Origin of the sequence: Serratia sp. PL17 (genome assembly GCF_017832355.1) — a bacterium.
Taxonomy (GTDB): Bacteria; Pseudomonadota; Gammaproteobacteria; order Enterobacterales; family Enterobacteriaceae; genus Serratia.
In genome coordinates this window covers 286814-311376 of record NZ_JAFIBY010000004.1, presented here as the reverse complement: position 1 = coordinate 311376, position 24563 = coordinate 286814, and the positions used below count along the sequence as shown (strand labels likewise).

The 24563-nt window shown below is 55.4% G+C and carries 20 protein-coding genes; 13 read left to right on the top strand and 7 right to left on the bottom strand.

Annotated elements, in window-relative coordinates:
• The first annotated feature begins 42 nt into the window (after positions 1-42).
• The 4 genes from JOE25_RS15635 (at position 43) to JOE25_RS15620 (ending at position 3741) form a co-directional block, all read left to right on the top strand.
• Entirely contained in the window at positions 43-984 is a 942-nt protein-coding gene (locus JOE25_RS15635) for an ABC transporter substrate-binding protein (RefSeq protein WP_209636628.1), read from the top strand.
• A 185-nt stretch (positions 985-1169) separates the two neighbouring features.
• Positions 1170-1856, top strand: coding sequence for a D-lyxose/D-mannose family sugar isomerase (locus JOE25_RS15630; protein ID WP_209636625.1), 687 nt, complete (start codon positions 1170-1172; stop codon positions 1854-1856).
• An 11-nt stretch (positions 1857-1867) separates the two neighbouring features.
• A complete protein-coding gene (locus JOE25_RS15625; protein WP_209636623.1) occupies positions 1868-2728 on the top strand; it encodes a ketose 1,6-bisphosphate aldolase in 861 nt (286 codons plus the stop codon).
• Positions 2728-3741 carry a carbohydrate kinase family protein gene (locus JOE25_RS15620; protein ID WP_209636621.1) on the top strand — a complete coding sequence of 338 codons (1014 nt, stop codon included), beginning with the start codon at positions 2728-2730 and terminating at the stop codon, positions 3739-3741. Before JOE25_RS15625 ends, JOE25_RS15620 begins: the two co-directional genes overlap by 1 nt.
• Here JOE25_RS15620 and JOE25_RS15615 read toward each other — a convergent pair.
• Positions 3716-4456 carry a response regulator transcription factor gene (locus tag JOE25_RS15615; RefSeq protein ID WP_209636619.1) on the bottom strand — a complete coding sequence of 247 codons (741 nt, stop codon included), beginning with the start codon at positions 4454-4456 and terminating at the stop codon, positions 3716-3718. The two genes, JOE25_RS15620 and JOE25_RS15615, sit on opposite strands and share 26 nt — an antisense overlap.
• 210 nt (positions 4457-4666) lie before the next feature.
• Here JOE25_RS15615 and mak point away from each other — a divergent pair, with 210 nt between their 5' ends.
• The 3 genes from mak (at position 4667) to JOE25_RS15600 (ending at position 6294) form a co-directional block, all read left to right on the top strand.
• On the top strand, positions 4667-5575 hold the full coding sequence (gene mak, locus JOE25_RS15610) for a fructokinase (RefSeq protein ID WP_209636617.1): 909 nt from the start codon (positions 4667-4669) through the stop codon (positions 5573-5575).
• Between the two features lie 102 nt (positions 5576-5677).
• Complete coding sequence (locus tag JOE25_RS15605) at positions 5678-5911, top strand: type II toxin-antitoxin system Phd/YefM family antitoxin (RefSeq protein ID WP_209636615.1); 234 nt, start codon at positions 5678-5680, stop codon at positions 5909-5911.
• Positions 5908-6294: a type II toxin-antitoxin system VapC family toxin gene (locus JOE25_RS15600; protein ID WP_209636613.1), complete on the top strand. Its 387-nt coding sequence runs from the start codon at positions 5908-5910 to the stop codon at positions 6292-6294. Before JOE25_RS15605 ends, JOE25_RS15600 begins: the two co-directional genes overlap by 4 nt.
• Here JOE25_RS15600 and JOE25_RS15595 read toward each other — a convergent pair.
• From JOE25_RS15595 to sbcD, 3 genes are all read right to left on the bottom strand, one after another.
• A complete protein-coding gene (locus tag JOE25_RS15595) occupies positions 6291-7139 on the bottom strand; it encodes a PRD domain-containing protein (RefSeq protein WP_209636611.1) in 849 nt (282 codons plus the stop codon). The two genes, JOE25_RS15600 and JOE25_RS15595, sit on opposite strands and share 4 nt — an antisense overlap.
• A 193-nt stretch (positions 7140-7332) precedes the next feature.
• Complete coding sequence (sbcC, locus tag JOE25_RS15590; RefSeq protein WP_209636609.1) at positions 7333-10584, bottom strand: exonuclease subunit SbcC; 3252 nt, start codon at positions 10582-10584, stop codon at positions 7333-7335.
• Positions 10581-11813, bottom strand: coding sequence for an exonuclease subunit SbcD (gene sbcD, locus JOE25_RS15585; protein WP_209636606.1), 1233 nt, complete (start codon positions 11811-11813; stop codon positions 10581-10583). Before sbcD ends, sbcC begins: the two co-directional genes overlap by 4 nt.
• A gap of 215 nt (positions 11814-12028) precedes the next feature.
• Here sbcD and phoB point away from each other — a divergent pair, with 215 nt between their 5' ends.
• The 5 genes from phoB to proY all read left to right on the top strand — a co-directional run bounded on the left by phoB (position 12029) and on the right by proY (position 18389).
• Positions 12029-12718 (top strand): phosphate response regulator transcription factor PhoB, encoded by a 690-nt coding sequence (gene phoB / locus JOE25_RS15580; RefSeq protein WP_004949222.1) that lies wholly within the window; start codon positions 12029-12031, stop codon positions 12716-12718.
• A 24-nt stretch (positions 12719-12742) separates the two neighbouring features.
• Positions 12743-14059 carry a phosphate regulon sensor histidine kinase PhoR gene (phoR, locus tag JOE25_RS15575; RefSeq protein WP_209636604.1) on the top strand — a complete coding sequence of 439 codons (1317 nt, stop codon included), beginning with the start codon at positions 12743-12745 and terminating at the stop codon, positions 14057-14059.
• Positions 14060-14074: 15 nt separating this feature from the next.
• Positions 14075-15013, top strand: coding sequence for a phosphate ABC transporter substrate-binding protein PstS family protein (locus JOE25_RS15570; RefSeq protein ID WP_209636602.1), 939 nt, complete (start codon positions 14075-14077; stop codon positions 15011-15013).
• A 578-nt stretch (positions 15014-15591) separates the two neighbouring features.
• Positions 15592-16911, top strand: coding sequence for a branched-chain amino acid transport system II carrier protein (brnQ, locus tag JOE25_RS15565; protein WP_209636599.1), 1320 nt, complete (start codon positions 15592-15594; stop codon positions 16909-16911).
• Between the two features lie 71 nt (positions 16912-16982).
• Positions 16983-18389 carry a proline-specific permease ProY gene (gene proY / locus JOE25_RS15560; protein WP_209636597.1) on the top strand — a complete coding sequence of 469 codons (1407 nt, stop codon included), beginning with the start codon at positions 16983-16985 and terminating at the stop codon, positions 18387-18389.
• Positions 18390-18929: 540 nt separating this feature from the next.
• Here the strand turns inward: proY and JOE25_RS15555 are convergent.
• Positions 18930-19193, bottom strand: coding sequence for a hypothetical protein (locus JOE25_RS15555; protein WP_209636596.1), 264 nt, complete (start codon positions 19191-19193; stop codon positions 18930-18932).
• Positions 19194-19324: 131 nt separating this feature from the next.
• Positions 19325-20590 (bottom strand): mechanosensitive ion channel domain-containing protein, encoded by a 1266-nt coding sequence (locus JOE25_RS15550; RefSeq protein ID WP_209636594.1) that lies wholly within the window; start codon positions 20588-20590, stop codon positions 19325-19327.
• Positions 20591-20837: 247 nt separating this feature from the next.
• Here JOE25_RS15550 and malZ point away from each other — a divergent pair, with 247 nt between their 5' ends.
• A complete protein-coding gene (malZ, locus tag JOE25_RS15545) occupies positions 20838-22661 on the top strand; it encodes a maltodextrin glucosidase (RefSeq protein WP_209636592.1) in 1824 nt (607 codons plus the stop codon).
• Between the two features lie 65 nt (positions 22662-22726).
• Here malZ and ggt read toward each other — a convergent pair whose 3' ends face one another.
• Positions 22727-24490 carry a gamma-glutamyltransferase gene (gene ggt, locus JOE25_RS15540; RefSeq protein ID WP_209636590.1) on the bottom strand — a complete coding sequence of 588 codons (1764 nt, stop codon included), beginning with the start codon at positions 24488-24490 and terminating at the stop codon, positions 22727-22729.
• Positions 24491-24563 lie beyond the last annotated feature (73 nt).

Here is a 24563-nt window from a genome sequence, read left to right as displayed (position 1 = left end):
GGGCAGGTTTTTCATAGATTAGAAAATAATGAGGAAAACACTATGCGTTTCAAGCCATTGATTACCGCTTTACTGGTTACCGCTGCGCTCGGCAGTGCGTCGTTGGTGCAGGCAAAAGAGTTGAGATCGATTGGGGTGACGGTAGGGGATTTGGCCAACCCGTTCTTTGTGCAGATCACCAAGGGGGCTGAGCTGAAGGCACGTGAGCTGGCCGGTGACAAGGTAAACGTCACGCTGGTGTCGAGCGGTTACGATCTTGGTCAGCAGGTGGCGCAGATTGATAACTTTATCGCTGCCAAGGTCGATATGATCATCCTGAACGCTGCGGATTCCAAGGGCATTGGCCCAGCCGTCAAACGCGCCAAGGATGCCGGTATCGTGGTGGTGGCGGTTGACGTGGCGGCCGAAGGTGCCGACGCCACCATTACCTCGGACAACACTCAGGCCGGTGCCATGGCATGTAAATACATCAGCGACCGCCTGAAAGAGAAAGGCAACGTGGTGATCATCAATGGGCCACCGGTATCTGCCGTGCAAAACCGGGTGGAAGGCTGCATGACCGAGCTGAAGAAACACCCAGAGATCAAGCTGCTGTCTTATAACCAGAACGCGAAAGGCAGCCGTGAAGGCGGGTTGGAGATCATGACCGCGTTGCTGGCGGCCAATCCGAAGATCGACGGTGTCTTTGCGATTAACGATCCGACAGCGATCGGTGCCGATCTGGCGGCGAAACAAGCACAGCGTAGCGAATTCTTTATCGTTGGCGTAGACGGATCGCCGGACGGCGAGGAAGCGCTTAAACGCGGCAATTCACTGTTTGTGGCGACGCCAGCACAGGATCCCCAGGTTATGGCGGCCAAAGCGGTCGAGATCGGTTATCAAATCCTGCAGGGCAAACCTGCACCGACCGGTCCGGTGCTGATCCCGGTCACCATGATCGATAAAAACAATATTGGCAGCTACAAAGGCTGGACGGTGAAATAACCGTTATACCCTTATCCTTCAAGCTGCCTCTTTGTTGGCTGCCTTTGTTAACCCGAATCACTTACCTGAGTAAGCTCATCGGGATTCACTCAGTTGCCGGCTAGACGCATCTTGAATGATTTTGGGTATATTTACGGGGCCTGCCAGATCGGGCCCCCCATTCTTTAAGCGCTTCCGGAGGCACCATGAACCGTTCCGCCGTGAATCATATTCTGCAGCAAACCCAGCACTTTTTTGCCCGTTTTGACGTTCAGTTACCCCCTTTTGCCCATTTCAGCCCACCCGTTTGGCGGCAGCTTGATCGCCAGCCGTGGCAAGAGGTGTTCGACCTGAAGCTGGGTTGGGATGTTACGGCGTTCGGCGGCGATGATTTTGCCCGTCAGGGACTTACGTTGTTTACCCTGCGCAATGGTTCACCCGGCGGGCAGCCTTATGCCAAAGGCTATGCGGAAAAGATCATGCATTGCCGCGAAGCGCAGGTAACGCCGATGCATTTTCACTGGCGTAAGCGGGAAGACATCATCAACCGTGGTGGAGGCAACCTGATCGTGGAGTTACACAATGCCGACTCGCAGGAAGCGCTGGCCGATAGCGCCGTGACCGTCACGCTGGACGGTTGCAAACAGACCCACGCTGCCGGTTCGCGGCTGCGGCTGGCACCCGGAGAAAGCATTTGCCTGACGCCAGGTATCTACCACAGTTTTTGGGGGGAGGAGGGCTTTGGCGACGTGCTGGTCGGTGAAGTGTCCACGGTGAACGATGACGACAATGACAACCGTTTCCTGACACCGCTCAAGCGCTTTAGCCAGATCCAAGAAGATCAGCCGCCGCAGTGGTTGTTGTGTAACGACTATTTGCGCTTTATCGATTAAGGAGAACCAGCATGGCATTGATTTCATTGGCTCAGGGGCTGGCACATGCGCGTCAGCAGGGTTATGCGTTAGGTGCGTTCAACGTGCTCGACAGCCACTTCCTGCGGGCCCTGTTTGCAGCAGCGCAGGCGGCACGGTCGCCCTTCATTATTAATATTGCAGAAGTGCACTTTAAATATGTCTCGCTGGAATCTCTGGTGGCGGCGATTAAAAGTGAAGTGGCACAGCATGATATTCCCGTGGTGTTGAATCTCGATCACGGCCTGCATTTCGACGCGGTGGTGCAGGCACTGCGGCTGGGATTCAGCTCTGTGATGTTTGACGGTTCCGGTTTGAGTTACGAAGAGAACGTGCGTCAGACGCAAGAAGTGGTACGCATGTGCCATGCGGTCGGCGTTTCTGTAGAGGCAGAGCTGGGCGCGGTCGGCGGTGACGAAGGCGGTGCGCTGTACGGCGAAGCCGACAGCAATAAATTTACCGATCCGCAGCGGGCGCGTGAATTTGTCGAATTGACCGGAATTGATGCGTTGGCGGTGGCGATTGGCAATGCGCACGGCAAATACAAAGGTGAGCCAAAGCTCGATTTTGAGCGGCTGGCGGCTATTGAGCATCAGGCGGGAATTCCGTTGGTGCTGCACGGCGGTTCTGGCATCAGCGATGCTGATTTCAAACGTGCGATTGGCCTGGGGATTCACAAAATTAATTTCTACACGGGTATGTCACAAGCAGCGCTGGGGGCGGTTGAGCAGCGGATAACGCAACGTCACGCGATTTACGATGAGTTTGCTGAAGTGCTGCTGGCGGTGGAACAGTCGATCGCTGAAGTGGTGCAGCAGCAAATGCATATTTTCGGCAGCGCCGGGCGCCTGTGATGATCCGCCGCGGTATTTTTTCGGCAGGCAACATGCTGGTGGATCATGTGCATCAAATTGCCCACTGGCCACAGCCGGGCTGGCTGGTGGAGATTGAACACAGCCAGCGTGCCACCGGCGGCGCGCCGCTTAATGTGTTGTTGACGCTGGCGCGTATGGAAACCGGTTTACCGCTGGCTGCGCTTGGGCTGATTGGTTGCGACGCCGACGGTGACTACATTTTGCAGATGCTGGCGCAGCACCGGGTCGACAGCAGTTTTGTACGGCGCAGTGAAGCGGCGATGACGTCCATGTCACAAGTGATGACTGAACCGGGTGGGCAGCGGACGTTTTTCCATGCACTCGGCGCCAATCGGTTGCTGGATCTGGCCGATTTTGACGGACTGTACAGCCAACATAAAATTTTCCATTTAGGCTATTTGTTGCTGCTCGACAGCCTGGATCGCCCGGATGAAGAATTCGGTACGCGTAGCGCACGTCTTTTGGCACAGATGCAGCAACGCGGGTATCAAACCTCACTCGATCTGGTGTCACGTCAAGGGGATCCGCGTTATCGACCATTGGTGCTGCCCGCGCTGCGCTGGCTGGATTACCTGGTGATCAACGAGTTAGAAGCTGGGGAGTTTACCGGGCTGGCGCTGCGTGCGGCCGACGGCGCGTTGCAACAGCCCTTGATGGCCCAAGCCGCAGAACAATTATTACGGGCCGGTGTGCGGCGGCGGGTGGTGATCCACTGCCCTGAAGGTGCCTACGGGCTGGAAACGTCGGGCGAAGCACGTTGGCAGCCGTCGTGGCCAGTGAGTGACGCCGAGATTGTTGGTAGCGTGGGTGCTGGGGATGCCTTCTGTGCCGGAGTGCTGTACGCCAGCCATGAAGACGGGTCTTTGAAGGAGACGTTGCAGCTAGCGCATGCCTGCGCGCGTTTCAATCTCTTGTGCGCCAACGCGATCGATGGCGCACGGCCATTGCCGGAATTGTTGGATTACATCAGACGGCAGCCACAGGCTGGCTGACGTCAGCAGCAAAAACATAACCCAGCCCACGAATGGTGCGGATCAGTTCGGGCTGATGTGGATTGTTTTCGATCTTACGCCGTAAACGCATGATCAAAACGTCGATAGTGCGATCGAACACCTCCAGCGTTTCGCTATGGGTCAGTTCCAGCAGGCGATCGCGGGTTAGCACTTTACGTGCATGCTGTACCAACGCCAGCAGCAAGCCGTATTCGCCCTGGGTGAGGTCAACCGGTTGTCGCTGGGGGTTATGCAATGTGCAGCGGCTTGTGTCCAGGCACCAGCCGTTGAACTGCCAGCCTTCGGGTTTACTCGAGGAGAGCAGGGCCGGCTCCAGCGCCAGTGCGCCGGTACGACGTAATACGGCTTTGGCGCGGGCAACGACCACGCGTGGGTTGAAGGGTTTGGCGATGTAATCGTCGGCGCCCATTTCCAGACCGACCACCACGTCGGACTCGGAACCCAGCCCCGTCAGCATCACTACCGGTAGATCCGGGCGCAGGCGATGGATCTGCTGTAGTACCAGCAAGCCATTGGTATCCGGCAGGATCATATCGAGCAGCACCAGTGCAATATCCGGCTGCTGGTTGATCAAGGTGAGCGCTTCACTGCCCCGGTGGCAGGCGTGGACGGTAAACACGTGCTCATTGAGCACGTCGCAAAGTACGTCACAGATAGCGGGATCGTCATCGACGATCAATACGGCAGGTTTCATCGCTGCTCTCCGGATTATATTATGCGGAAAATGTTATCAATAGGTTAACTGCTTAAATGCAGTGTACCCGATGACCAATTAATAAGCGGCAGACGGACGTGTTCGGATGTGGAAATTGCCATCACCGTCACACTCGGCGGTCATTGAGTGATCCCGGCAACTGAATATATTAGGCTGTGGCAACGTTGTGGTGCATTGAGGAGAAAAATCGTGCGCATTGGTATCGACCTGGGTGGCACCAAAATTGAAGTAATCGCGTTGGCCAATGACGGGCAGGAGCTGTTCCGTCATCGTATTGCCACGCCGCGTCATGACTATCAGCAAACGCTGAATGCCATTACCGGCCTGGTGATGCTGGCGGAAGAGAATACCGGCCAACAGGGCTCCGTCGGTGTCGGCATTCCCGGCACATTGTCGCCTTTTACCGGTCTGGTAAAAAATGCCAATTCGGTGTGGCTGAATGGGCAACCCCTGGATAAAGATTTATCACGAATGCTGGCGCGCGAAGTGCGTATTGCAAACGATGCTAACTGTCTGGCGGTTTCTGAAGCTACCGATGGCGCAGCCGCCGGCAAACAAACGGTGTTTGCCGTCATTATTGGCACCGGCTGTGGTGCTGGGGTGGCAATCAACGGACAGGCGCACTCGGGCGGTAACGGCATATCGGGCGAATGGGGACATAATCCGCTGCCGTGGCTGGACGGTGACGAACTGCGCTTTCGTGCTGAGGTCCCCTGTTACTGTGGCAAACAAGGCTGTATCGAGACCTTTATTTCCGGCACGGGTTTTGCCACTGACTATGCACGCTTGAGCGGCACCCCGCTCAAAGGGCATGAGATCATGTCCCTGGTGGCACAAGGCGATGCCTTGGCAGAGCAAGCCATCAGCCGTTATGAACTGCGGTTGGCGAAATCGCTGGCGCACGTGATCAATATTTTTGATCCGGACGTGGTGGTATTGGGCGGCGGCATGAGCAATGTGGATCGTTTGTATCAGCACGTACCACAGCTGGTGAAGTCCTGGGTTTTCGGCGGCGAGTGCGAAACCCCGATCCGCAAAGCCGTCCACGGTGATTCCAGCGGCGTGCGTGGTGCAGCCTGGCTGTGGCCGCAGCTGTAATCGTTGCAAAAAAGCGCGGGCCTGCTCGCGCTTTAATCAATTCTCTGTACAAAAACTAGACTCTCCTTTATTCTTTAGCTAACTTAGCTAAGGAGGTCGCGTATGCCTATCCAGGCCAATATGCACGAAGCCAAATCTAACCTGAGCCAACTGGCGGATAAAGCCGCACAGGGAGAGACCGTGATTATAGCGAAAGCAGGGAAGCCATATGTTCAGTTGACGGCTATCAAGGGGAAAAACCGCCAACCCGGTGCCGCCAAGGGCAAATTTACCGTGCCGGAGAATTTCAATGACGGCGATGCAGACATTACCGCGCTGTTTGAGGGCGATGAATGAGGCGCCTGCTGCTGGATACTCATGCACTGCTGTGGTGGCTGATAGACGATGCCAGCCTGGGGGAAGGGGCAAGAAAGCAGATCGCCGATCCCGGCAATAGGGTGTTTATCAGTGCGGCCAGCATTTGGGAAATGTCGATTAAGCAGGTGTTGGGTAAGTTGGTGCTGCCGGAGGACATTTTCGAGGTGATTGATGCCGAAGATTTCCTGTCGCTCCCAATGACGGCTTTTCACGGCCAGCAGGCGGGCCAGTTGCCACCGCATCACAACGATCCTTTTGACCGCATGCTGATCGCCCAGGCGCAGGCGGAAGGGTTAACACTGATTTCCGCCGATGCCGTTTTTCCAAGATATGGCATCAGGGTATTTGACGCCCGACGCTAACCCTCTTTCGTCTCGCTTTCGCTGCGTACCCGCTCGATGTGAATAGTCAAAAACATCATCTCTTCGCTGGTTAACTGGTGTTGGTAGTTCTTTTCTATGTGCTGATTAATTTTCCCCGCGCAGGCGAAGGACTCAGGGTATTTCTCTTTCACCACCAGATAGAGCGAATCGTCGTCGCTGTCGACGTAGTTTTTCCCCAGGAGGCGTTGGGCGAAGAACTTGAGGTGGGTAACAAAGCGATGATAACTCAGAGCTTCTTCGTTATAGTCAAAGCGGAAGTGGTATTTGACGATGTTCAAAATCTCCTGCATCACGCGGGTGATGTGCAGGGTGTTATGCATTTCATCATTCAGCTGTGCGTTGACCAGGTGCAGGGCGATAAATCCGGCTTCATCTTCCGGCAGGGCGGTGCCCAGCCGCTGGGCGATCAGCGCCAACGCCTCAAGCCCGACGGCAAACTCGGCCGGGTAGAGTTTTTTGATTTCCCACAGCAGCACGTTTTTAATGTCCAGCCCCTGCGCATGGCGCTGCAACGCAAAGTGGATGTGATCGGTCAGCGTGATGTAGACGATGTTGTGCAGCTTACCTGGCAGGCGCTGGCGGGCGAGGGTGATGATTTTGTCGGCGGTGGTGACGCAAGCCAGTGGGATTTCAGACAACAGCGTTTTAAAACGCTCGGCCATTTCGCTGCCGTTCAGCGTAAAGATCTTCTCGATCAGCTCTTCGTCCAGCAGATCCCCCGCCTTCTTTTTAAAGCCAATACCTTTGCCCATCACCACCGTCTCTTCCTGACGGTCGTCCAGCGTAATCACCACGTTATTATTGAGTATTTTAGCGATCTTCATGGTTCTTCCCGGATGTTTCAGCGCGCTGAAAACGAAAAAACCTGACGCCCGGGAGCGATCCCGTGCGTCAGGTTTTGCCTGTATATCTACAGTAGCAATCCTGTTATCGGTAGTATCATAACCCTTGTCCGCGGCGGCTCAACGCTTTTCGCCAGGGAGTGCCACCGCGGTCACATTTCTCAGCCCAGTCAGGCTATTCCAGCCGGAACTGTGGCTCCAGTCTACTGACGCCGAGGCCGTTGACCTTTTTCACCTTAATTTGCACCGGAATACGGTCTTTCATTGCCTCAACGTGACTGATCACGCCAATGGTTTTCCCCGAGGCATTCAGGCTGTCCAAGGCGTCCAACGCGGTATCGAGGGTTTCTGCATCCAGCGTGCCAAAGCCTTCGTCGAGGAAGAGCGAATCGATACTGGTTTTGTGGCTGACGAGATCGGATAGCGCCAGTGCCAGCGCCAGACTCACCAGGAAACTTTCACCGCCGGACAGGGTGCGGGTATCGCGCAGCGCGTCTGCCTGCCAGGTATCCACCACCAGCAGTTCCAGTGCGTCGCTGGCTTTACGTTGCAGCAAATAGCGTCCGTGCAGTCGGCCAAGCTGGTTATTGGCCAAATACACCAGGTGATCAAGGGTTAACCCCTGAGCAAACTTACGGAATTTGTCGCCCTCTTTGGAGCCGATTAACTGATTGAGATAGCTCCAATCGTCGTACTGTTGCTGGCTCTGGCTGATGTGTTCAAACAGTGACTGTTGATTGATTCGGCGCGCGGCGTCACTGCCTAACTGATTGCGCACTTCCCCCTGTTGCAGCTGCAAGGTTTTTAACCGTTGTGCCAGCGTTTCCAGGCTCTGGCTCAGGATTTGGGGATCGGCCTGGGTCTCATCCAACCCTTGCGGACGCTGTTGTTGGTGCTGTTGCAGGCTTTCGACAGCCTGTGCCAGCAGTGCACGGGCTTCAACGTGTCGCTGTTGTAATTGCTCTTTGCGGCGTTGCAACTGTTGGCGTTGGGCATCATCAAGCAGAGCGGCATTGAACGCGGCCTCATCACTGAATTCACTGGCGGCTAGCGCCTGCAGCCAGTCTTGTTCCGCCTGTTGCAGCCGTTCGTTTTGTTGCAACAGCTGTTGCTGTAATCCAGCAAGTTGGCCGCTCAGACGATCGCGTTGCTCCTGCGCTTTCTGCCAGTGCTCGGCGGCTTGTTGACTGGCCTGTTCGCAAAGCCCTTGTTTGGCGCGCAACTGTTCGCGCTCCTGCGCGATTTGCCGTTCACCAAACAGGGCAAGCCGCTGTGCACGTTGCTCGCCCAGAGCTTGTTCACCTCCCTGCCACTGTTGCTGCAGGCGCTGCTGTTGCAATAGGGCTTCTGCGAGGCTTTTCTCCAGCAGAATGAAACGCTCGTCCAGTCGCGCCTTGTCTTGCTGTGCCTGTTGCTGCTGTGCTTGCAGTGCGGCTAATTGGTCTTTGGCCTGCTGCACTGCGTGTGACGCTTGTTCGTGTTGCAACAGAGCGGCCTGACCCTGACGCTCTTCGTTGTCGCAGGTGGTTAGCCACTGGCTCAGGCGATCACTGTCCTGAAGGGTAAAGTCAAATGCCAGCGGCGCGGTCAAGCGTTGCCAGTTTTGCTGGTGCTCAACAACGTGCTGCTCATCTTGCGTGATGAGTTGCTGTTGGCGCTGTTGCTGTTCTCTCAGGCTTTCGCAACGGGTACGCAGTTCGGTACCCAGGGTGTACAAGGCCTCAGTTTTGATGCGCATCTCTGCCAGGCGCAATGCGGTCTCGGAAGGTTTTACCGTCTGATACTGCTCAATGGCCGGGTGATTACAAGAGCCACAGAGTGGACAGGGTTCGCCGGTTTGCAGGCGGGCGCGTTCGGCTTCCAGGCTGACAATGCGCTGTTCCAGTTCGAGGGTTTTTTCCACGTCCGACTGGTGTGCTTTTTGTTGTTTATATTGCTGTCGCGTCTCTTCGAGCTGTTTTTCATGTTCGCTGAGCTGCGTCTGACGGGCGGCAAACTCTTTACGTTGTTGATCCAGACGTTCTCTGACTTGACTAAACAGCGAGGAGAGGGTGAATAACTGCTGGCGCACCGGGCGTAACTCGGCCAGCTCAGCCTGACGTTGACGCAGTGCTGCCAGGGGCGACTGGACTTCCAGCGCATGTTGCTGTTGCTGCTGCGCCGTCAGCGCGGCGGTGAGGGCGTTAAGCTTTTCCTGATGCTGACCGGCCTGTGCGGTCAACTGGGTTCGCTGAACCTCGAGTTGTTCCAGCGCCGTTTTTTGCTGGGCATACTGCTGTGCGGCGCTATCGCACATCTGTTGCAGTTCGGTCTGCGTTTTCTGTAACTGGGCAATCCGGTTATCGAGCGGGACGACTTGATCGTCGATCAACCGCTGTTGTTCCTGCTGGTGTTCAACATGTGCCTGTAGTTGCACACGGGCTTGTTCCACAGCCTGTTGCAACGGTGCCATCTGGGCGAGCTGCTGCTCCTGCTGCTGCGTCAACTGGGCAATCTGCTGTTGTAGCGTCTGGTGATCGTGACGGCAGCGGTTACGTTCGTTAAGCAACGGCCGCAGTTTTTCTGCCGGTTCGCTGCGTGCCAGTTGCTGTAGTTGCGGTTCTGCTGCGGTTTGCTCTAGCTCCACCGCGTCCAGTTGGCGTTGATATGCCTGTTGTTTTTGCTGCGTTTGCTGCCAAAATTGCAACCAGTTCAACGCCTGCTGCTGCTGGCGGGTTTGGTCGCTGAGGGTATTTTCTTGTGTCGCCAATTCAACTAACTGGTTTTCCAGCTGTTGTCGTTGTTCATCATTTAGCAGTTCAATACCGCTGGCGCGTTGGTGCAGCGCATCCAGTTCGACCTTGGCCTGTTTGTGCTGTTTGAAAACCCGTTCGGAAAGCTGGCCGTAGATCTCGGTGCCGGTTAGCTCTTCCAGCAGTTCGGCGCGATCATTGGCATCAGCGTTAAGGAAGGCGGCGAACTGGCCCTGGGACAGCATCATCGATTTGGTGAAGCGCCCGAAATCCAGCCCGGTAATTGCGGCGGTAAGATCCAGTTTGTCGCGCACTTTGTCCGCCAGGATCTTGCCATCGTCACGCAGTGCCAATTCGACTTTAGGAGCCTGCAGGTTACCGTCTGGCGCATTTTTGGCTCGGCGCTGGCTCCAGAATGCGCGATAACCGACACCTTTGACCTCAAACTCGACCTCTGCCAGCGACTCGGCGGTATGGCGTGTCATCAGCTCGTTTTGGCTCGGTGTGACATTCAGGCGCGGCGTCTGGTGGTACAGCGCCAGACAGATGGCGTCCAGCAGGGTGGTTTTACCTGCCCCGGTTGGCCCGGTGATGGCAAACAACCCATTGCTGGCAAAAGGCTCCGCAGTGAAGTCGATTTTCCATTCACCTTGCAGGGAGTTGAGATTTTTTAATCTCAGGCTGAGAATTTTCATTGGCTCGGCTCCTGATCTTGGTGCCTAACGGCTTCAACGACCTGCTGGAACATTTGACTCATGCGTTGCCGGCGATCATCGGCCATATCAGGTTCTTGCGCCAGACGACGTTCGAAGACGTCATTGACGCTCAGTTCGTTAAGCGTTTCTTTGTCCTGTTGTTCAATCGCCTGGCGGCGCTGTTCTTTACTGCGGCGCAGCAACACCACCTCTACGGGCAGTTGATCGGCCAGCAGTTGGATACGGCGCTGAATGTCGCTGAGATAATCCTGCGTAGCGACCTCGATATCCAACCACACCGGCAACTCACCTTGATAGTCGGCGAACTGCCGTAATTGGTGCTCGATCTGCGCTAAATCACCCTTAATAAGCTGCATAGGTTGGAAGCTGGGAATGCCCAGCGTACTGACCTGTTGCAAAGCACCTGCGGAGAAATCCACCATGAACACGCTTTTTGCTTTGCCCAATTCGTCGAAACTGAGTGGGATCGGCGAACCGCTGTAGCGAATGTGCTCGGATTTTGCGACGTTCTGCGCACGGTGAATATGCCCCAAGGCGATGTAGTCGGCCGGTGGGAAAGCTTGCGCCGGGAAGGCATCCAGCGTGCCGATATAGATATCGCGCACGGAATCGGACGTGGTGACGCCAACCGTTGTCAGGTGGCCCGTGGCAACGATAGGCAGTGCCAGGCCGAGCGCGTCGCGGCGTGCACAGGCGGCGTGATAAAGCGTCTGGTAATGTTCTGCGATGGCCTCTTGCAGCGCCTGCTGTTTTTGCACGCCTGACTCACCGGCTCGGCTGGTAAGCAGATCTCGCGGGCGTAAGAACGGGATGGCGCACAGCACGGCGCCCGGTTGGCCGTCGCGTTGGTTCAGGACCACGATTTGCTGTTCGGTTTCAGCCTGCGCGTTGGCGATCACCGTCGTATTCAGGCAAGAAAGCAATTCACGCGACTCATTTAAGGTCGCCACGGAATCGTGGTTACCTCCCAGCACCACTAATTGGCAGCCGGTATGTTGCAGCTCTACCACGAAGCGGTTGTACAGTTCGCGGGCATAGCTGGGTGGCGAACCGGTATCGAACAGGTCCCCGGCGACGATCAGTGCATCCACCTGATGTTGCTCGATTTGGTCTATCAGCCAGCGCAGAAAAGCCTGGTGCTCGGCGGCACGGCTTTTGGTGAAAAAGTACTGGCCAAGATGCCAGTCAGAGGTGTGGATCAGGCGCATGACACTCCCGGGGCGATAAGCTAATGGCGGTGATTATAAAGGGCACCGCGGCGGCTGTCGTGACGGAATCATTATGACAACTGAATGATTTTTCTTTGACGTTGGAAATAATCGCTATGCTTACTGCCTATAACAGGGTGTTCTTTTCATAAAAGTGTCATAAAACTGACGCATAATGGCGCCCGCAGATAGCTAACACATTGGCAGGATTGACGATGGCAAGACGCATATTGGTGGTGGAAGACGAAGCGCCGATCCGTGAGATGGTGTGCTTTGTGTTGGAACAGAATGGTTACCAACCGTTGGAAGCCGAGGATTATGACAGTGCCGTGACACGCCTGTCTGAACCGTTCCCTGATTTAGTGTTGCTCGACTGGATGTTACCCGGGGGATCCGGCATTCAGTTTATCAAGCATATGAAGCGTGAAGCGCTAACCCGCGATATTCCGGTGATGATGCTGACAGCGCGTGGTGAAGAAGAAGACCGGGTTCGTGGTCTGGAAGTCGGTGCGGATGATTACATCACCAAACCTTTCTCGCCGAAGGAACTGGTGGCACGTATCAAGGCGGTAATGCGCCGTATTTCACCCATGGCAGTGGAAGAAGTGATTGAAATGCAAGGGCTGAGCCTGGACCCTTCCTCACACCGCGTGATGGCCAACGAGCAAGCGCTGGATATGGGGCCGACCGAGTTCAAGCTGTTGCACTTCTTTATGACCCACCCTGAGCGAGTTTATAGCCGCGAACAGTTGCTTAATCACGTCTGGGGCACTAACGTTTATGTGGAAGACCGCACCGTTGACGTGCATATCCGCCGACTCCGTAAGGCGTTAGAGACCACTGGTCATGACAAAATGGTTCAAACCGTTCGGGGCACAGGCTACCGATTCTCAACGCGCTACTGATCGCGCCGCGCTGGAGAATATGCCGTGTTAGAACGTCTATCCTGGAAGAGGCTGGCCCTGGAGCTGGCCCTTTTCTGCCTACCTGCCTTATTACTGGGGCTGATTTTCGGTTATCTGCCCTGGTTGCTGCTTGCCTCCGTGCTGGCTGCGCTGGTGTGGAACTTCTACAACCAACTTAAACTTTCTCACTGGCTGTGGGTTGACCGCAGCATGACACCGCCACCCGGGCGCTGGAGCTGGGAACCGCTGTTTTACGGCTTATACCAGATGCAACAGCGAAACCGTCGCCGACGTCGTGAGCTGGCGTTATTGATCAAACGTTTCCGCAGCGGCGCAGAGTCACTGCCTGATGCGGTGGTGATGACGACCGTTGAAGGTAACATCTTCTGGTGTAACGGGTTGGCGCAGCATCTGCTGGGTTTCCGTTGGCCTGAAGATAACGGCCAACACATCCTGAACCTGCTGCGTTATCCGGAATTCAGCCACTATCTGCAACAGCAGGAGTTCTCTCGACCGTTAACGCTGCAGTTGAACAATGAGCATTACGTTGAATTTCGCGTGATGCCGTATTCAGAAGGGCAGCTGTTGATGGTTGCGCGTGACGTTACCCAAATGCGTCAGCTTGAAGGCGCCCGGCGCAACTTCTTTGCCAACGTCAGTCATGAGTTGCGTACTCCGCTGACGGTATTGCAGGGCTACCTGGAAATGATGAGCGACGAAGAGCTGGATGGTTCGCTGCGGGGCAAGGCGTTGGGCACCATGCAGGAACAGACTCGCCGCATGGATGGTCTGGTCAAGCAGTTGCTGACACTGTCGCGTATTGAAGCCGCGCCAAATGTAGAAATGAACGAGCGGGTCGATATTCCGTTGATGCTGCGAGTGCTGCAACGCGAAGCGCAGTCATTGAGCGGCGGGAACCATGAGATTACTTTCCGGGTGAACGAACAGCTTAAGGTTTTTGGCAACGACGACCAGTTGCGCAGTGCGGTATCCAACCTGGTGTATAACGCTGTGAATCACACGCCAAAGGGCACCAATATTGAGGTGAGCTGGCAACAAACGCCAAGCGGCGCGCAGTTCCAGGTCAGTGATAACGGGCCGGGCATCGCTGCAGAGCATATTCCACGTCTGACCGAACGTTTTTACCGCGTTGATAAGGCCCGTTCACGCCAGACTGGCGGCAGTGGGTTGGGGTTGGCGATCGTTAAGCATGCATTAAGTCATCATGACGCACGTCTGGAGATCCTCAGCGAACAGGGCATGGGTACCCGATTCATTTTTACCTTGCCTAACCGGTTGATTGTTCCCGCAGCTTTATCAGAGAATGCGGTGAAAAATTAACGCGCGAGAGGCTCAATGATCCGAATTACCCGAGGGCTACTGCTTTGCCTGGTGCTGTTGGCTAGTCGTGGCGCGCTGGCGCAGCCGGACGGCATGCTGTCCGGTAATTTGTCGAGCGTCGGTTCCGATACGCTGGCAAATCTCATGGCGCTGTGGGCGCAAGATTTCAGTCAGCATTATCCCAACGTTAATTTGCAGATCCAGGCCGCGGGGTCCTCTACTGCCCCCACCGCATTGGCAGCAGGGGCGGCGCAGCTTGGGCCGATGAGCCGACCGATGAAGGCGGCAGAGGTTTCGGCGTTCGAACACCGCTACGGTTATGCGCCGTTGGCGGTACCGGTCGCTGTCGATGCGCTGGTCGTGTTGGTCCATCAGGACAACCCTCTGCGTGGGCTTAACCTGCAGCAGCTTGACCGAATTTTTTCCGCCACTCTGCGCTGTGGTGAAAGCCAACCGTTGACGCGCTGGGGGGAACTGGGGCTGACCGGTGATTGGCAGCAGCGAGCCTTGCAACGTTTTGGGCGTAATTCTGCCTCCGGTACTTACGGCTATTTCAAGTTGCGTGCGCTGTGCGGCGGCGACTTTATGCCGCGCGTCAATGAATTGCCCGGTTCTGCCTCGGTGGTGCAGGCCGTTGCCGGTTCACTCAATAGCATTGGTTACGCCAGCATCGGTTTTCGTGCCAGTGGTGTGCGGCTACTGCCGTTGGCTGAGTCTGGTGAAAACTATATCACTCCCAATGATGCCAATGTACGCAATGGCAGTTACCCGCTGTCGCGCTACCTGTATATCTACATCAATAAAGCGCCCAACCAGCCGTTGGAGCCGTTGACCGCAGCCTTCCTCGATCGCGTACTGTCCGATACCGGGCAAGATCTGGTTAATCACGACGGCTATCTGCCGCTGCCTCCCGATACCCTGCATAAAACCCGATTGGCATTGGGCTTGAAATAAGCGCTCCAGAAACACGCATCATGATTTGGCGCCGCGTTTTGCAGCGGCTTGCACGCATGTTAAAGGTTGGCAGACAGCCGCAGTGGAATAAGCTGCAAAAACGTCATGAGCCTCTTTTGGCGGCTTTGATAAAGGCTGAAACCCGTTCATAGCGCGCGGAAACTGAGTGTTTATTGGCGTTTTTGCGCGGACATTGGCTATAGGTTTCACGTTTTGTGAGATGGTTGCTCAAAAATGATACAAATCATGTATTGTATATTTATTGATAACCACTATGATCGACTGGTGCTTAAAGATTATCTGGTCGATAGCTCTGCTTTTTGTCATGTGCCTTGCCTTTCAACGCTATAAACGTTTAACTTAGGCCTCGTTGTCGGACTAAACCTCCATTTATAACTCTTAAAACTCTGCCCATCATCATGAGTGGTCACTTTCGAATAAGGACAAAACGCCGGAAAAAATGCGTTTTCTGCTCTTATTGGTCTCGCGATGAAATGGCAAGCCGGCAACCGGGTGGGGCATAACGCCACCACGATATCGGGCACTTTTTTTCATTTGAACAGGCAACACGACATCGTATGAGTCATCGTTTAACGTCAAAAGATATTATTGCATTGGGTTTTATGACCTTTGCCTTATTCGTCGGTGCTGGGAATATCATTTTCCCGCCGATGGTCGGTTTACAGTCCGGTGAACACGTCTGGACCGCAGCTATCGGCTTCCTGATTACCGCTGTCGGCCTACCGGTAATGACCGTGATTGCCTTGGCTCGTGTGGGTGGCGGCATTGACGCCCTGAGCACGCCAATTGGCCGTCGCGCGGGTTTGCTGCTGGCAACGGTCTGCTATCTGGCCGTCGGCCCACTGTTTGCTACACCGCGCACCGCGACCGTTTCCTTCGAAGTGGGTATTGCCCCCCTGACCGGTGATGGCGCCATGCCGTTGTTTATTTATAGCCTGGTGTATTTCGCACTGGTGATCGGCATTTCCCTGTATCCGGGCCGTCTGCTCGATACCGTGGGGCACGTGTTGGCACCGCTGAAAATTGTTGCGCTGGGTGCGCTCGGCATTGCCGCGCTGGCCTGGCCTGCGGGTACGCCAATTCCGGCGACTGAGGTTTATCAGAACGTTCCGTTCTCTACCGGTTTCGTTAACGGCTATCTGACCATGGATACGCTGGGCGCGCTGGTGTTCGGTATCGTTATCGTTAATGCCGCGCGTTCCCGTGGTGTTAAAGATGCCGGTCTGCTGACGCGTTATACCATTCTGGCCGGTTTGATCGCCGGTGTCGGCCTGACGCTGGTTTACCTGAGCCTGTTCAAACTGGGTTCCGGTAGCGGCGTGCTGGTTCCAGATGCCACCAACGGTGCGGTGATTCTGCATGCTTACGTGCAAAACACCTTCGGTGGGTTGGGCAGTTTCTTCCTGGCGGCCTTGATTTTCATCGCCTGTATGGTAACGGCAGTGGGCCTGACCTGCGCCTGTGCCGAGTTCTTCGCCCAGTACCTGCCGTTCTCCTATAAGACACTGGTGTTTATCCTGGGGCTGTTCTCGATGCTGGTTTCAAACCTGGGCCTGAGCCATCTGATTCAGATCTCTATCCCGGTGCTGACCGCGATTTACCCGCCGTGTATCGTCCTGGTGGTGCTGAGCTTCACCCTGCGTTGGTGGCACAGCGCGCCGCGTATCATCGCGCCGGTGATGTTAGTCAGCCTGTTGTTTGGTATCCTTGACGCAGTGAAAGCGTCCACCTTCCAGTCTTTGCTGCCAAATTGGACGAATCACCTGCCACTGGCGGATCAGGGGTTGGCATGGTTGCCGCCGTCTCTGTTGATACTGGTGCTGGTCGCCATTTATGACCGGGTTTGTACGCGCACTGAAGTGACCGCGCACTCCTAATCTCCCGGCTAAATTTTGGGCCACGGACTTGTCCGTGGCTTTTTTACGTTTAAAAAACACGGGTTATTTTCATGCAACAACAGTCACCTGCCGCCCCCGCGGCCAATAAGCTAAAACGCGGTCTCAGTACGCGTCACATTCGCTTTATGGCTCTGGGTTCGGCTATCGGTACCGGTCTGTTCTATGGTTCGGCAGACGCCATTAAAATGGCAGGCCCGAGCGTTTTGCTGGCCTACCTGATTGGCGGTATCGTCGCCTTTATTATCATGCGCGCGCTGGGCGAGATGTCGGTCAACAACCCGCAGGCCAGTTCGTTTTCACGCTATGCGCAGGACTACCTTGGCCCTATGGCGGGGTATATCACGGGCTGGACCTACTGTTTCGAAATCCTGATTGTCGCCATTGCCGATGTGACCGCTTTCGGTATCTATATGGGCATTTGGTTCCCTGAGGTGCCGCATTGGATTTGGGTGCTGAGCGTGGTGCTGGTGATCGGCGCCATCAACCTGATGAGCGTGAAGGTCTTCGGTGAACTGGAGTTTTGGTTCTCGTTCTTTAAAGTGGCCACCATCATCATCATGATTGCTGCCGGTATCGGCATCATTATCTGGGGGATAGGCAACGGCGGGCAACCGACCGGGATCCATAACCTGTGGTCCAACGGCGGTTTCTTCAGCAACGGCTTTATGGGGATGATCCTCTCGCTGCAACTGGTGATGTTCGCCTACGGCGGTATCGAAATCATCGGCATTACCGCTGGCGAAGCCAAAGACCCGAAAACCTCGATTCCCAAGGCCATCAACTCGGTTCCGTGGCGTATCCTGGTGTTCTACGTCGGTACGTTGTTTGTCATCATGTCGATCTACCCGTGGAATCAGGTGGGTACTAACGGCAGTCCGTTTGTACTGACTTTCCAACACATGGGTATTACCGTGGCGGCGGGTATTCTTAACTTTGTGGTGATCACCGCGTCGTTGTCTGCAATTAACAGCGATGTGTTTGGTGTAGGCCGCATGTTGCACGGCATGGCCGAACAGGGCCACGCGCCGAAGATGTTCAGCAAGGTCTCTAAACGCGGCATTCCGTGGGTCACGGTTGTGGTGATGATGTTTGCGTTGCTGCTGGCGGTGTATCTGAACTACATCATGCCGGAAAATGTGTTCCTGGTGATCGCCTCACTGGCGACCTTCGCTACCGTGTGGGTGTGGATCATGATCTTGTTCTCTCAGATTGCTTTCCGCCGTAGCCTGAGTAAAGAACAGGTGAAGAACCTGGCCTTCCCGCTACGAGGCGGCGTGTTCACTTCCGTGGTGGCGATCATTTTCCTGGTGTTTATCATCGGTCTGATAGGTTACTTCCCAACGACCCGTGTATCCCTGTATGCCGGTCTGGTATGGGTGGTGGTGCTGCTGGCGGGGTATTACTTCAAGGTTAATCGCCAGAAGAAATTGACGTTGCTGGCGCAACAGCAGGATTGAACATAAAGACACCGGCCTGGCGCCGAATGCTGGTCACTTAAGGTGTTTTTTTAGCGGGCTCAGCGTTTTTTTCGGTCGATAAACGAGCAGCGTACCATGGCGCTCATACGCCTCGACCGAGCAAAGGACCGTAAGGCGCGGTCCCTTGCAACCCGCGCCTTTGCCCACTCAGACGGTTGGCTGCGCCAACGGCTCTCACTTCATCACGCCGCATCACGGCCGGCTACGACAGGCGTTCCTGCCTGTCTCGCCTGAAACCGCCGTCCATGGCGGTTTCGCCTATGCGTTGTTCTTGCGTTCGACGTCTTCAAGGGCGTCCAACACAATGCTCATCTCATCATTTCCACTGTCTTTCATCTCGCAACGTCACACTGAAGACATAGGGGCCGCGCCCTCGGCCCTTCCAATTGCCGTTCATTGTGGCTACAGAGAAAGATAAGATATTTACGGCAATTCTGGCTGCACTGAACCTACAGAGACCGAGTAAAAAATGCCAGTCGGGCTTAGCCGATCGGCATTAGGCCTGGCGCCGGTGTTTTTTTATCGCTTATCTTCCGGTTCGTCGTCACCAGAGGCGCGGGCTTCAATGCGCAGGCTGCTGTCATTCAATCGTTCTTCCTGCTCATCGCCTGCGGTGCGTGCCAGTATCTCGCGGATATCCTGCATTTTGTTGCTCAGGGTACTCAGTGCGGGTTGCAAGGTGCGGCTCAGACGGCTTTCGTCCAGTGAGGCGCTGTGCAGGCAGCCGACAAACATCAGGGCAGCCAGTAGGGTAAACAGTCGGTGGCGTAATTTTTTCTGCAATCCTCTTTTCCTTCAGCGGGCGATAATCAGCGCATTAACGCTGTTTTTATGCCGAAAGAAAAGAGGTCTGAGACATCCGTTGCCCATAGGTTGATAGTCATTACCGGCAGAAACAGTTACGTCAGTCTGCGTCAGGAAATCTCTGTTGCCTGCCGCATTTGGCTGAGCATGCTGCGCATGTCGTTGCCGGTTGGCATCTGATGCACCCGCAGATCGAATTCGTTAATCACCGCCAGAATATGGTCAAAAATATCAGATTGAATACTTTCGTATTCCGCCCAGACCGTGGTGTTGGTGAAGGCGTAAATCTCCAGCGGCAATCCCTCCGGCTGCGGGGCTAGCTGGCGCACCATGAGCGTCATATTTTGATGGATACCTGGGTGAGCGCGCAGGTATGCCACCAGATAAGCACGTAATGTGCCCAGATTGGTCAGACGGCGGCCGTTGAGTGGAGAACTGAGATCTACGGCAATCTGCTGATTATGCTGGCTCAGCTCCTGCGTTTTATCGTTCAGATAACGCTGCAGCAGCGGATTGCGGTTCAGCCGCTGTTGCTCTTCGTCCGACAAGAAATGTACGCTGGTGGTATCGATATTGATGCTGCGCTTAATGCGGCGTCCGCCGGACTCCGACATTGAACGCCAGTTTTTAAAGGAGTCGGAAATCAGGGCATAAGTCGGAATTGTCGTGACGGTGTTGTCCCAATTGCGTACTTTTACCGTGGTCAGACCGATGTCGGTGACCGCGCCATCAGCGCCGTATTTCGGCATTTCCAGCCAGTCGCCGATGGTCAGCATATCGTTGGCGGAAAGCTGAATACCGGCCACCAGACCGAGAATGGGGTCTTTAAACACCAACATCAGCACTGCGGTCATCGCCCCCAGGCCGCTGAGCAGCAGCAATGGCGATTTGCCCATCAATAACGAAACAATCATGATGCCAATCAAAATGGCGGCGACCAGCTTCAGCCCCTGAAAAATACCGCGCAACGGTAACTGGTTTGAGATCGGGCTTTGGCGCAGCATTGCCAACAGCGTATCCAGGAGGGAAAACAGCGACAACAGAGCGAAGCCCATAATCCAGACTTGTGCGGCGGTGACGATAATCGCCTGTGTCTGGCTGCCTGCGTGCAGCCACAGTACCGCCTGCACATTAATGATCACCCCTTGTAGTAACAGAGCCACGCGCTGGAAGAGTTTGTATTGGGTCAGCGCTTGCTGCCATACCCGTTGCGATTGTTGACCACGACGTTGGATCGCCGCCAATACGACGCGATGCAACACCAGGTGGATCACCACCGAGATCAGCACGATCAATCCCAGCACCATGAGCAGAGACATCACCCCACTGAATTCCAGCCCAAACTTCTCCAGCCAAAGGGTTATCTGTTGTTGCATTACGGCTCCTTAAAAAATGCGCAAGAAATATCCAATACACTCAAAAGACGTTAGCCTAATGGCTGCGGGCCATAATGTGCGCCTGTTTACCCTTTTTTACATAGGGTCGCCGCTGACTGACGCTCTCCACCCCCCGGCTCCTCCCCGAGTTTGCAGGCCAGAGAGGAGGGGGACTTGCACTCAACGTGGCATTGTTCGTGGCATTGAATAACGTCGTCGATTTCGTTTTGTACAGCAGGAGAACAGTATGCTTAATGCCTGGCATCAACCGGTCCCGCCCTTTGTGGTGAAAAAGGGACAACGCCTGGATATCACGCTCTGGTTACAAGGGGATGATCTGCCCGAACGCGTGTTTTTACGTGCCGAGCCGGACAATGAAGAATGGCTGTTGATCATGAAAGTGCAGCGCGTTGATGGCATGTCTCGCTATCAGGCCAGTCTGACGCTAAATGAAGGAGAACCGACCCGCCGTTACTGCTTCAAGCTGGTTTGGAACGATCGCCAGCAATGGTTTGGGCCACTGGGGGGCGTGGTTACGCCACCTGCGCAATTGACGCAGTTTGCAGTCGATGTGCCTGATAGCAGCCCGGACTGGGTGGCGGATCAGGTCTTTTATCAAATTTTCCCTGACCGTTTTGCCAGTAGCGGTGGTGAGCACGGTATTCAAAACGGGAGCTATAGGCATCATGCAGCGGGTTGTGAGGTTGTGCGCCATGACTGGCAACATCCGTTGGAGGACCGTCATGCCGCGTCCACCTTCTATGGTGGCGATTTGGATGGTATCAGCCAAAAGCTGCCTTATCTGCAGGCGTTGGGCGTAACGGCACTGTACCTGAACCCAATTTTCACCGCACCGAGTGTGCATAAATACGATACCGAAGATTATTATCAGGTCGATCCCTATTTCGGTGGTAATGCCGCGTTGCAACGTTTGCGAGTGAGCACTCACAAGGTAGGGATGAAACTGGTGTTAGACGGGGTGTTTAACCATACCGGCGATTCACATCCGTGGTTTGATCGTCACCAGCAAGGTGAGAACGGCGCTTGCCACCACCCAGACTCGCCGTACCGTGGTTGGTTTAATTTCTACCCGGATGGCCGCGCGCTTGATTGGAAAGGCAATGCCAGCCTGCCAAAACTCAACTTTGCCGAACCGCAGGTTGCGGAGGCGATTTACCGGGGGGATGGCAGCGTGGTGCGCCACTGGCTACGCCCGCCGTACAGCATTGATGGTTGGCGACTGGATGTCGTACATATGTTGGGGGAGAACGGCGGCGCTACCGGCAATTTGCAGCATCTGGCGGGTATTTATCAGGCGGTAAAACAGGAAAATCCACAAGCTTACGTATTGGGTGAGCATTTTGGTGATGCACGCCGCTGGTTGCATGCCGGCGTGGAAGATGCAGCAATGAACTACATGGGGTTCGCTCTACCGGTACGAGGGTTCCTTGCTGGGCTGGACGTCGCACACCATCCGGTGCAGATGGATGCTGCGGACTGCGCCCAGTGGATGGATGGCTACCGAGCCGGGCTGCCACATGGCCGCCAACTGATCCAGTTCAACCAGCTCGACAGCCACGACACCGCACGTTTTCTGACGCTATTGCAAGGCAATCAGGCGCGCATGCAGATGGCGGCGGTGTGGCTGATGAGTTGGATCGGCGTGCCGTGTTTATATTATGGCGACGAGATTGGCCTGGATGGTGCCAATGATCCCTTCTGTCGCAAGCCTTTCCCGTGGGACGAAAGCCAGTGGGACCAGCGCTTGTTGGCCCTGTGCCAGCGTATGGCGGCATTGCGTAAACGGAGCCTGGCGCTGCGCCGCGGTGGTTGTCAGGTACTGCACGCCTCCGGTGAAACGCTGGTGTTTGTGCGCATCTATCAACAGGAGCAGGTGCTGGTGGCGTTACAGCGTGGAGGCAGTGGCGCAGTGACCTTGCAGCATAGCCCACTGTTGGCTGCAGGCAAATGGCAACGGCTGGAAGGGGACGGCGAGTTGCATGACGGGCAGAATGCTGTCTCGCTGCAATTAGGCGAGGAATCAGTGACCCTGTGGCGACGAATCGGTTAGCGCTGTACAGGGGCCGGTAAACCGGCCCCTGTCTGGGTTAGTGGGCGTTCACACGCCCAGTGAAATCAATAGCCTACCGCAGAGCCCGCTGGGCGACGAACGTCGTTGGCTCCGTACAGGTAGCCTTCGCGCACCTTGCCAGAGACTGCTGAGTCGTTGCCGGAGTTGGCCGGGCTGACGCCAACCGCGCCGGGTAAACCGACCAGAATCAATTCAGCTGCACCCCACGGCGTTTGCTCTACCATCTTGTAGCCCATACCGCTGAGAAGTTTTAGCGTATCGGCCGAAACCCCACGCTGTTCGTAGTAAACCTCATCCGGCAGCCACTGATGGTGGATACGCGGCGCATCTACAGCTTCTTGCGGAGCCATGCCGTGGTCGATCACGTTCAGTGCCGTCTGCAAGGTAATAGTAATGATGCGTGATCCCCCCGGCGAGCCAAGCACCATAAAGATTTTATTGTCCTTGGTCACCAGTGTCGGGCTCATTGACGATAGTGGGCGCTTACCGGGGGCAATGCTATTGGCGGTACCTTGCACCAGCCCATAGAGGTTTTTCTCACCGACTTTGACGGTGAAGTCATCCATTTCATCGTTGAGGAAGAAGCCGGTACCCGGAGCAATCACCACCGCGCCAAAGCGACCGTTGACGGTATAGGTGGTGGAGACGGCGTTACCGTCATGATCGACAATCGAGTAATGGGTTGTTTCCGGCTTTTCGTGAGGTTCCATGCCGGGTTGGACATTCTCTGACGGCGTGGCTTTATCGGCGACGATTTTCTTGCGGATCTCTTCGGCGTAGCTTTTGCTGACCAGTCTGTCGATCGGGTTTTTGATGAATTCCGGGTCACCGAGGTAGGTATTGCGGTCCATATAGGCGTGGCGCATGGCTTCGGTCATGGTGTGAATCGCTGCCGCCGAGTTAAAGCCCATGCTTTTGAGATCGTAACCTTCGACCACGTTGAGGATTTCGCACAGTGTCACGCCGCCTGAGCTGGGTGGCGGTGCCGAAACAAATTTATAACCGCGGTAGCTACAGGTAATCGGCGGGGTTTCGGTGACGTTGTAGTTGGCGAAGTCGGCTGCTGTCAGGATACCGCCACCTTGTTTGGCTGCCGCTTCTACCGCCTGCGGGATTTTGCCTTTGTAGAAGGCATCAGGCCCCCCTTTGGCGATGGCTTCCAGGGTATTGGCCAGGTCGCTTTGCACCAGACGATCGCCCGGCTGTAGCGCCGTGCCGTCTGGGCGCAAGAAGATCTTGGCGGATTCCGGATCCTGCTTAAAGCGTACGACAGTGGTGTCGAGGATATCGGTATCGGCACGGGTCAGCACAAAGCCCTCACGCGCCAGTTTGATGGCCGGTTCCATCACCTGTTCGCGGCTCAGTTTGCCGTATTTCTTGCGCGCGGTTTCCATGCCAAGCACGGTGCCGGGGACGCCCGCCGCCAGATAACCGTACAGGCTGGCGCCTTTCTTCACGTTGCCGTCGGCATCCAGATACATATTGGCGCTGGCCGCTGCCGGCGCAGTTTCACGGAAGTTAATAAAGGTATCGGTGCCATCAGCCAGATGCACCGTCATAAAACCGCCGCCGCCGATGTTGCCGCAGCATGGGTTAACCACCGCCTGCGCATAGCCAACAGCGACTGCGGCATCAATCGCGTTACCGCCCAACTTAAGGATATCGACACCAACCTGTGAGGCCAGATGTTGTGATGTCACCACCATGCCGTTTTTGGCTTCAACAGCCGGATTGGACGCAGCATACAGGCTGCTGCTGACGAGCAGCGCTGCCATGGTCAGCGGTTTGCTCCATTTTTGTAAAAACATAGTTATTCCTACCCTGTCAGTTTTCTTATTGTGTTTGGCTTGCCATATTTGCACTGCAAAGTGCGGGCCAGCC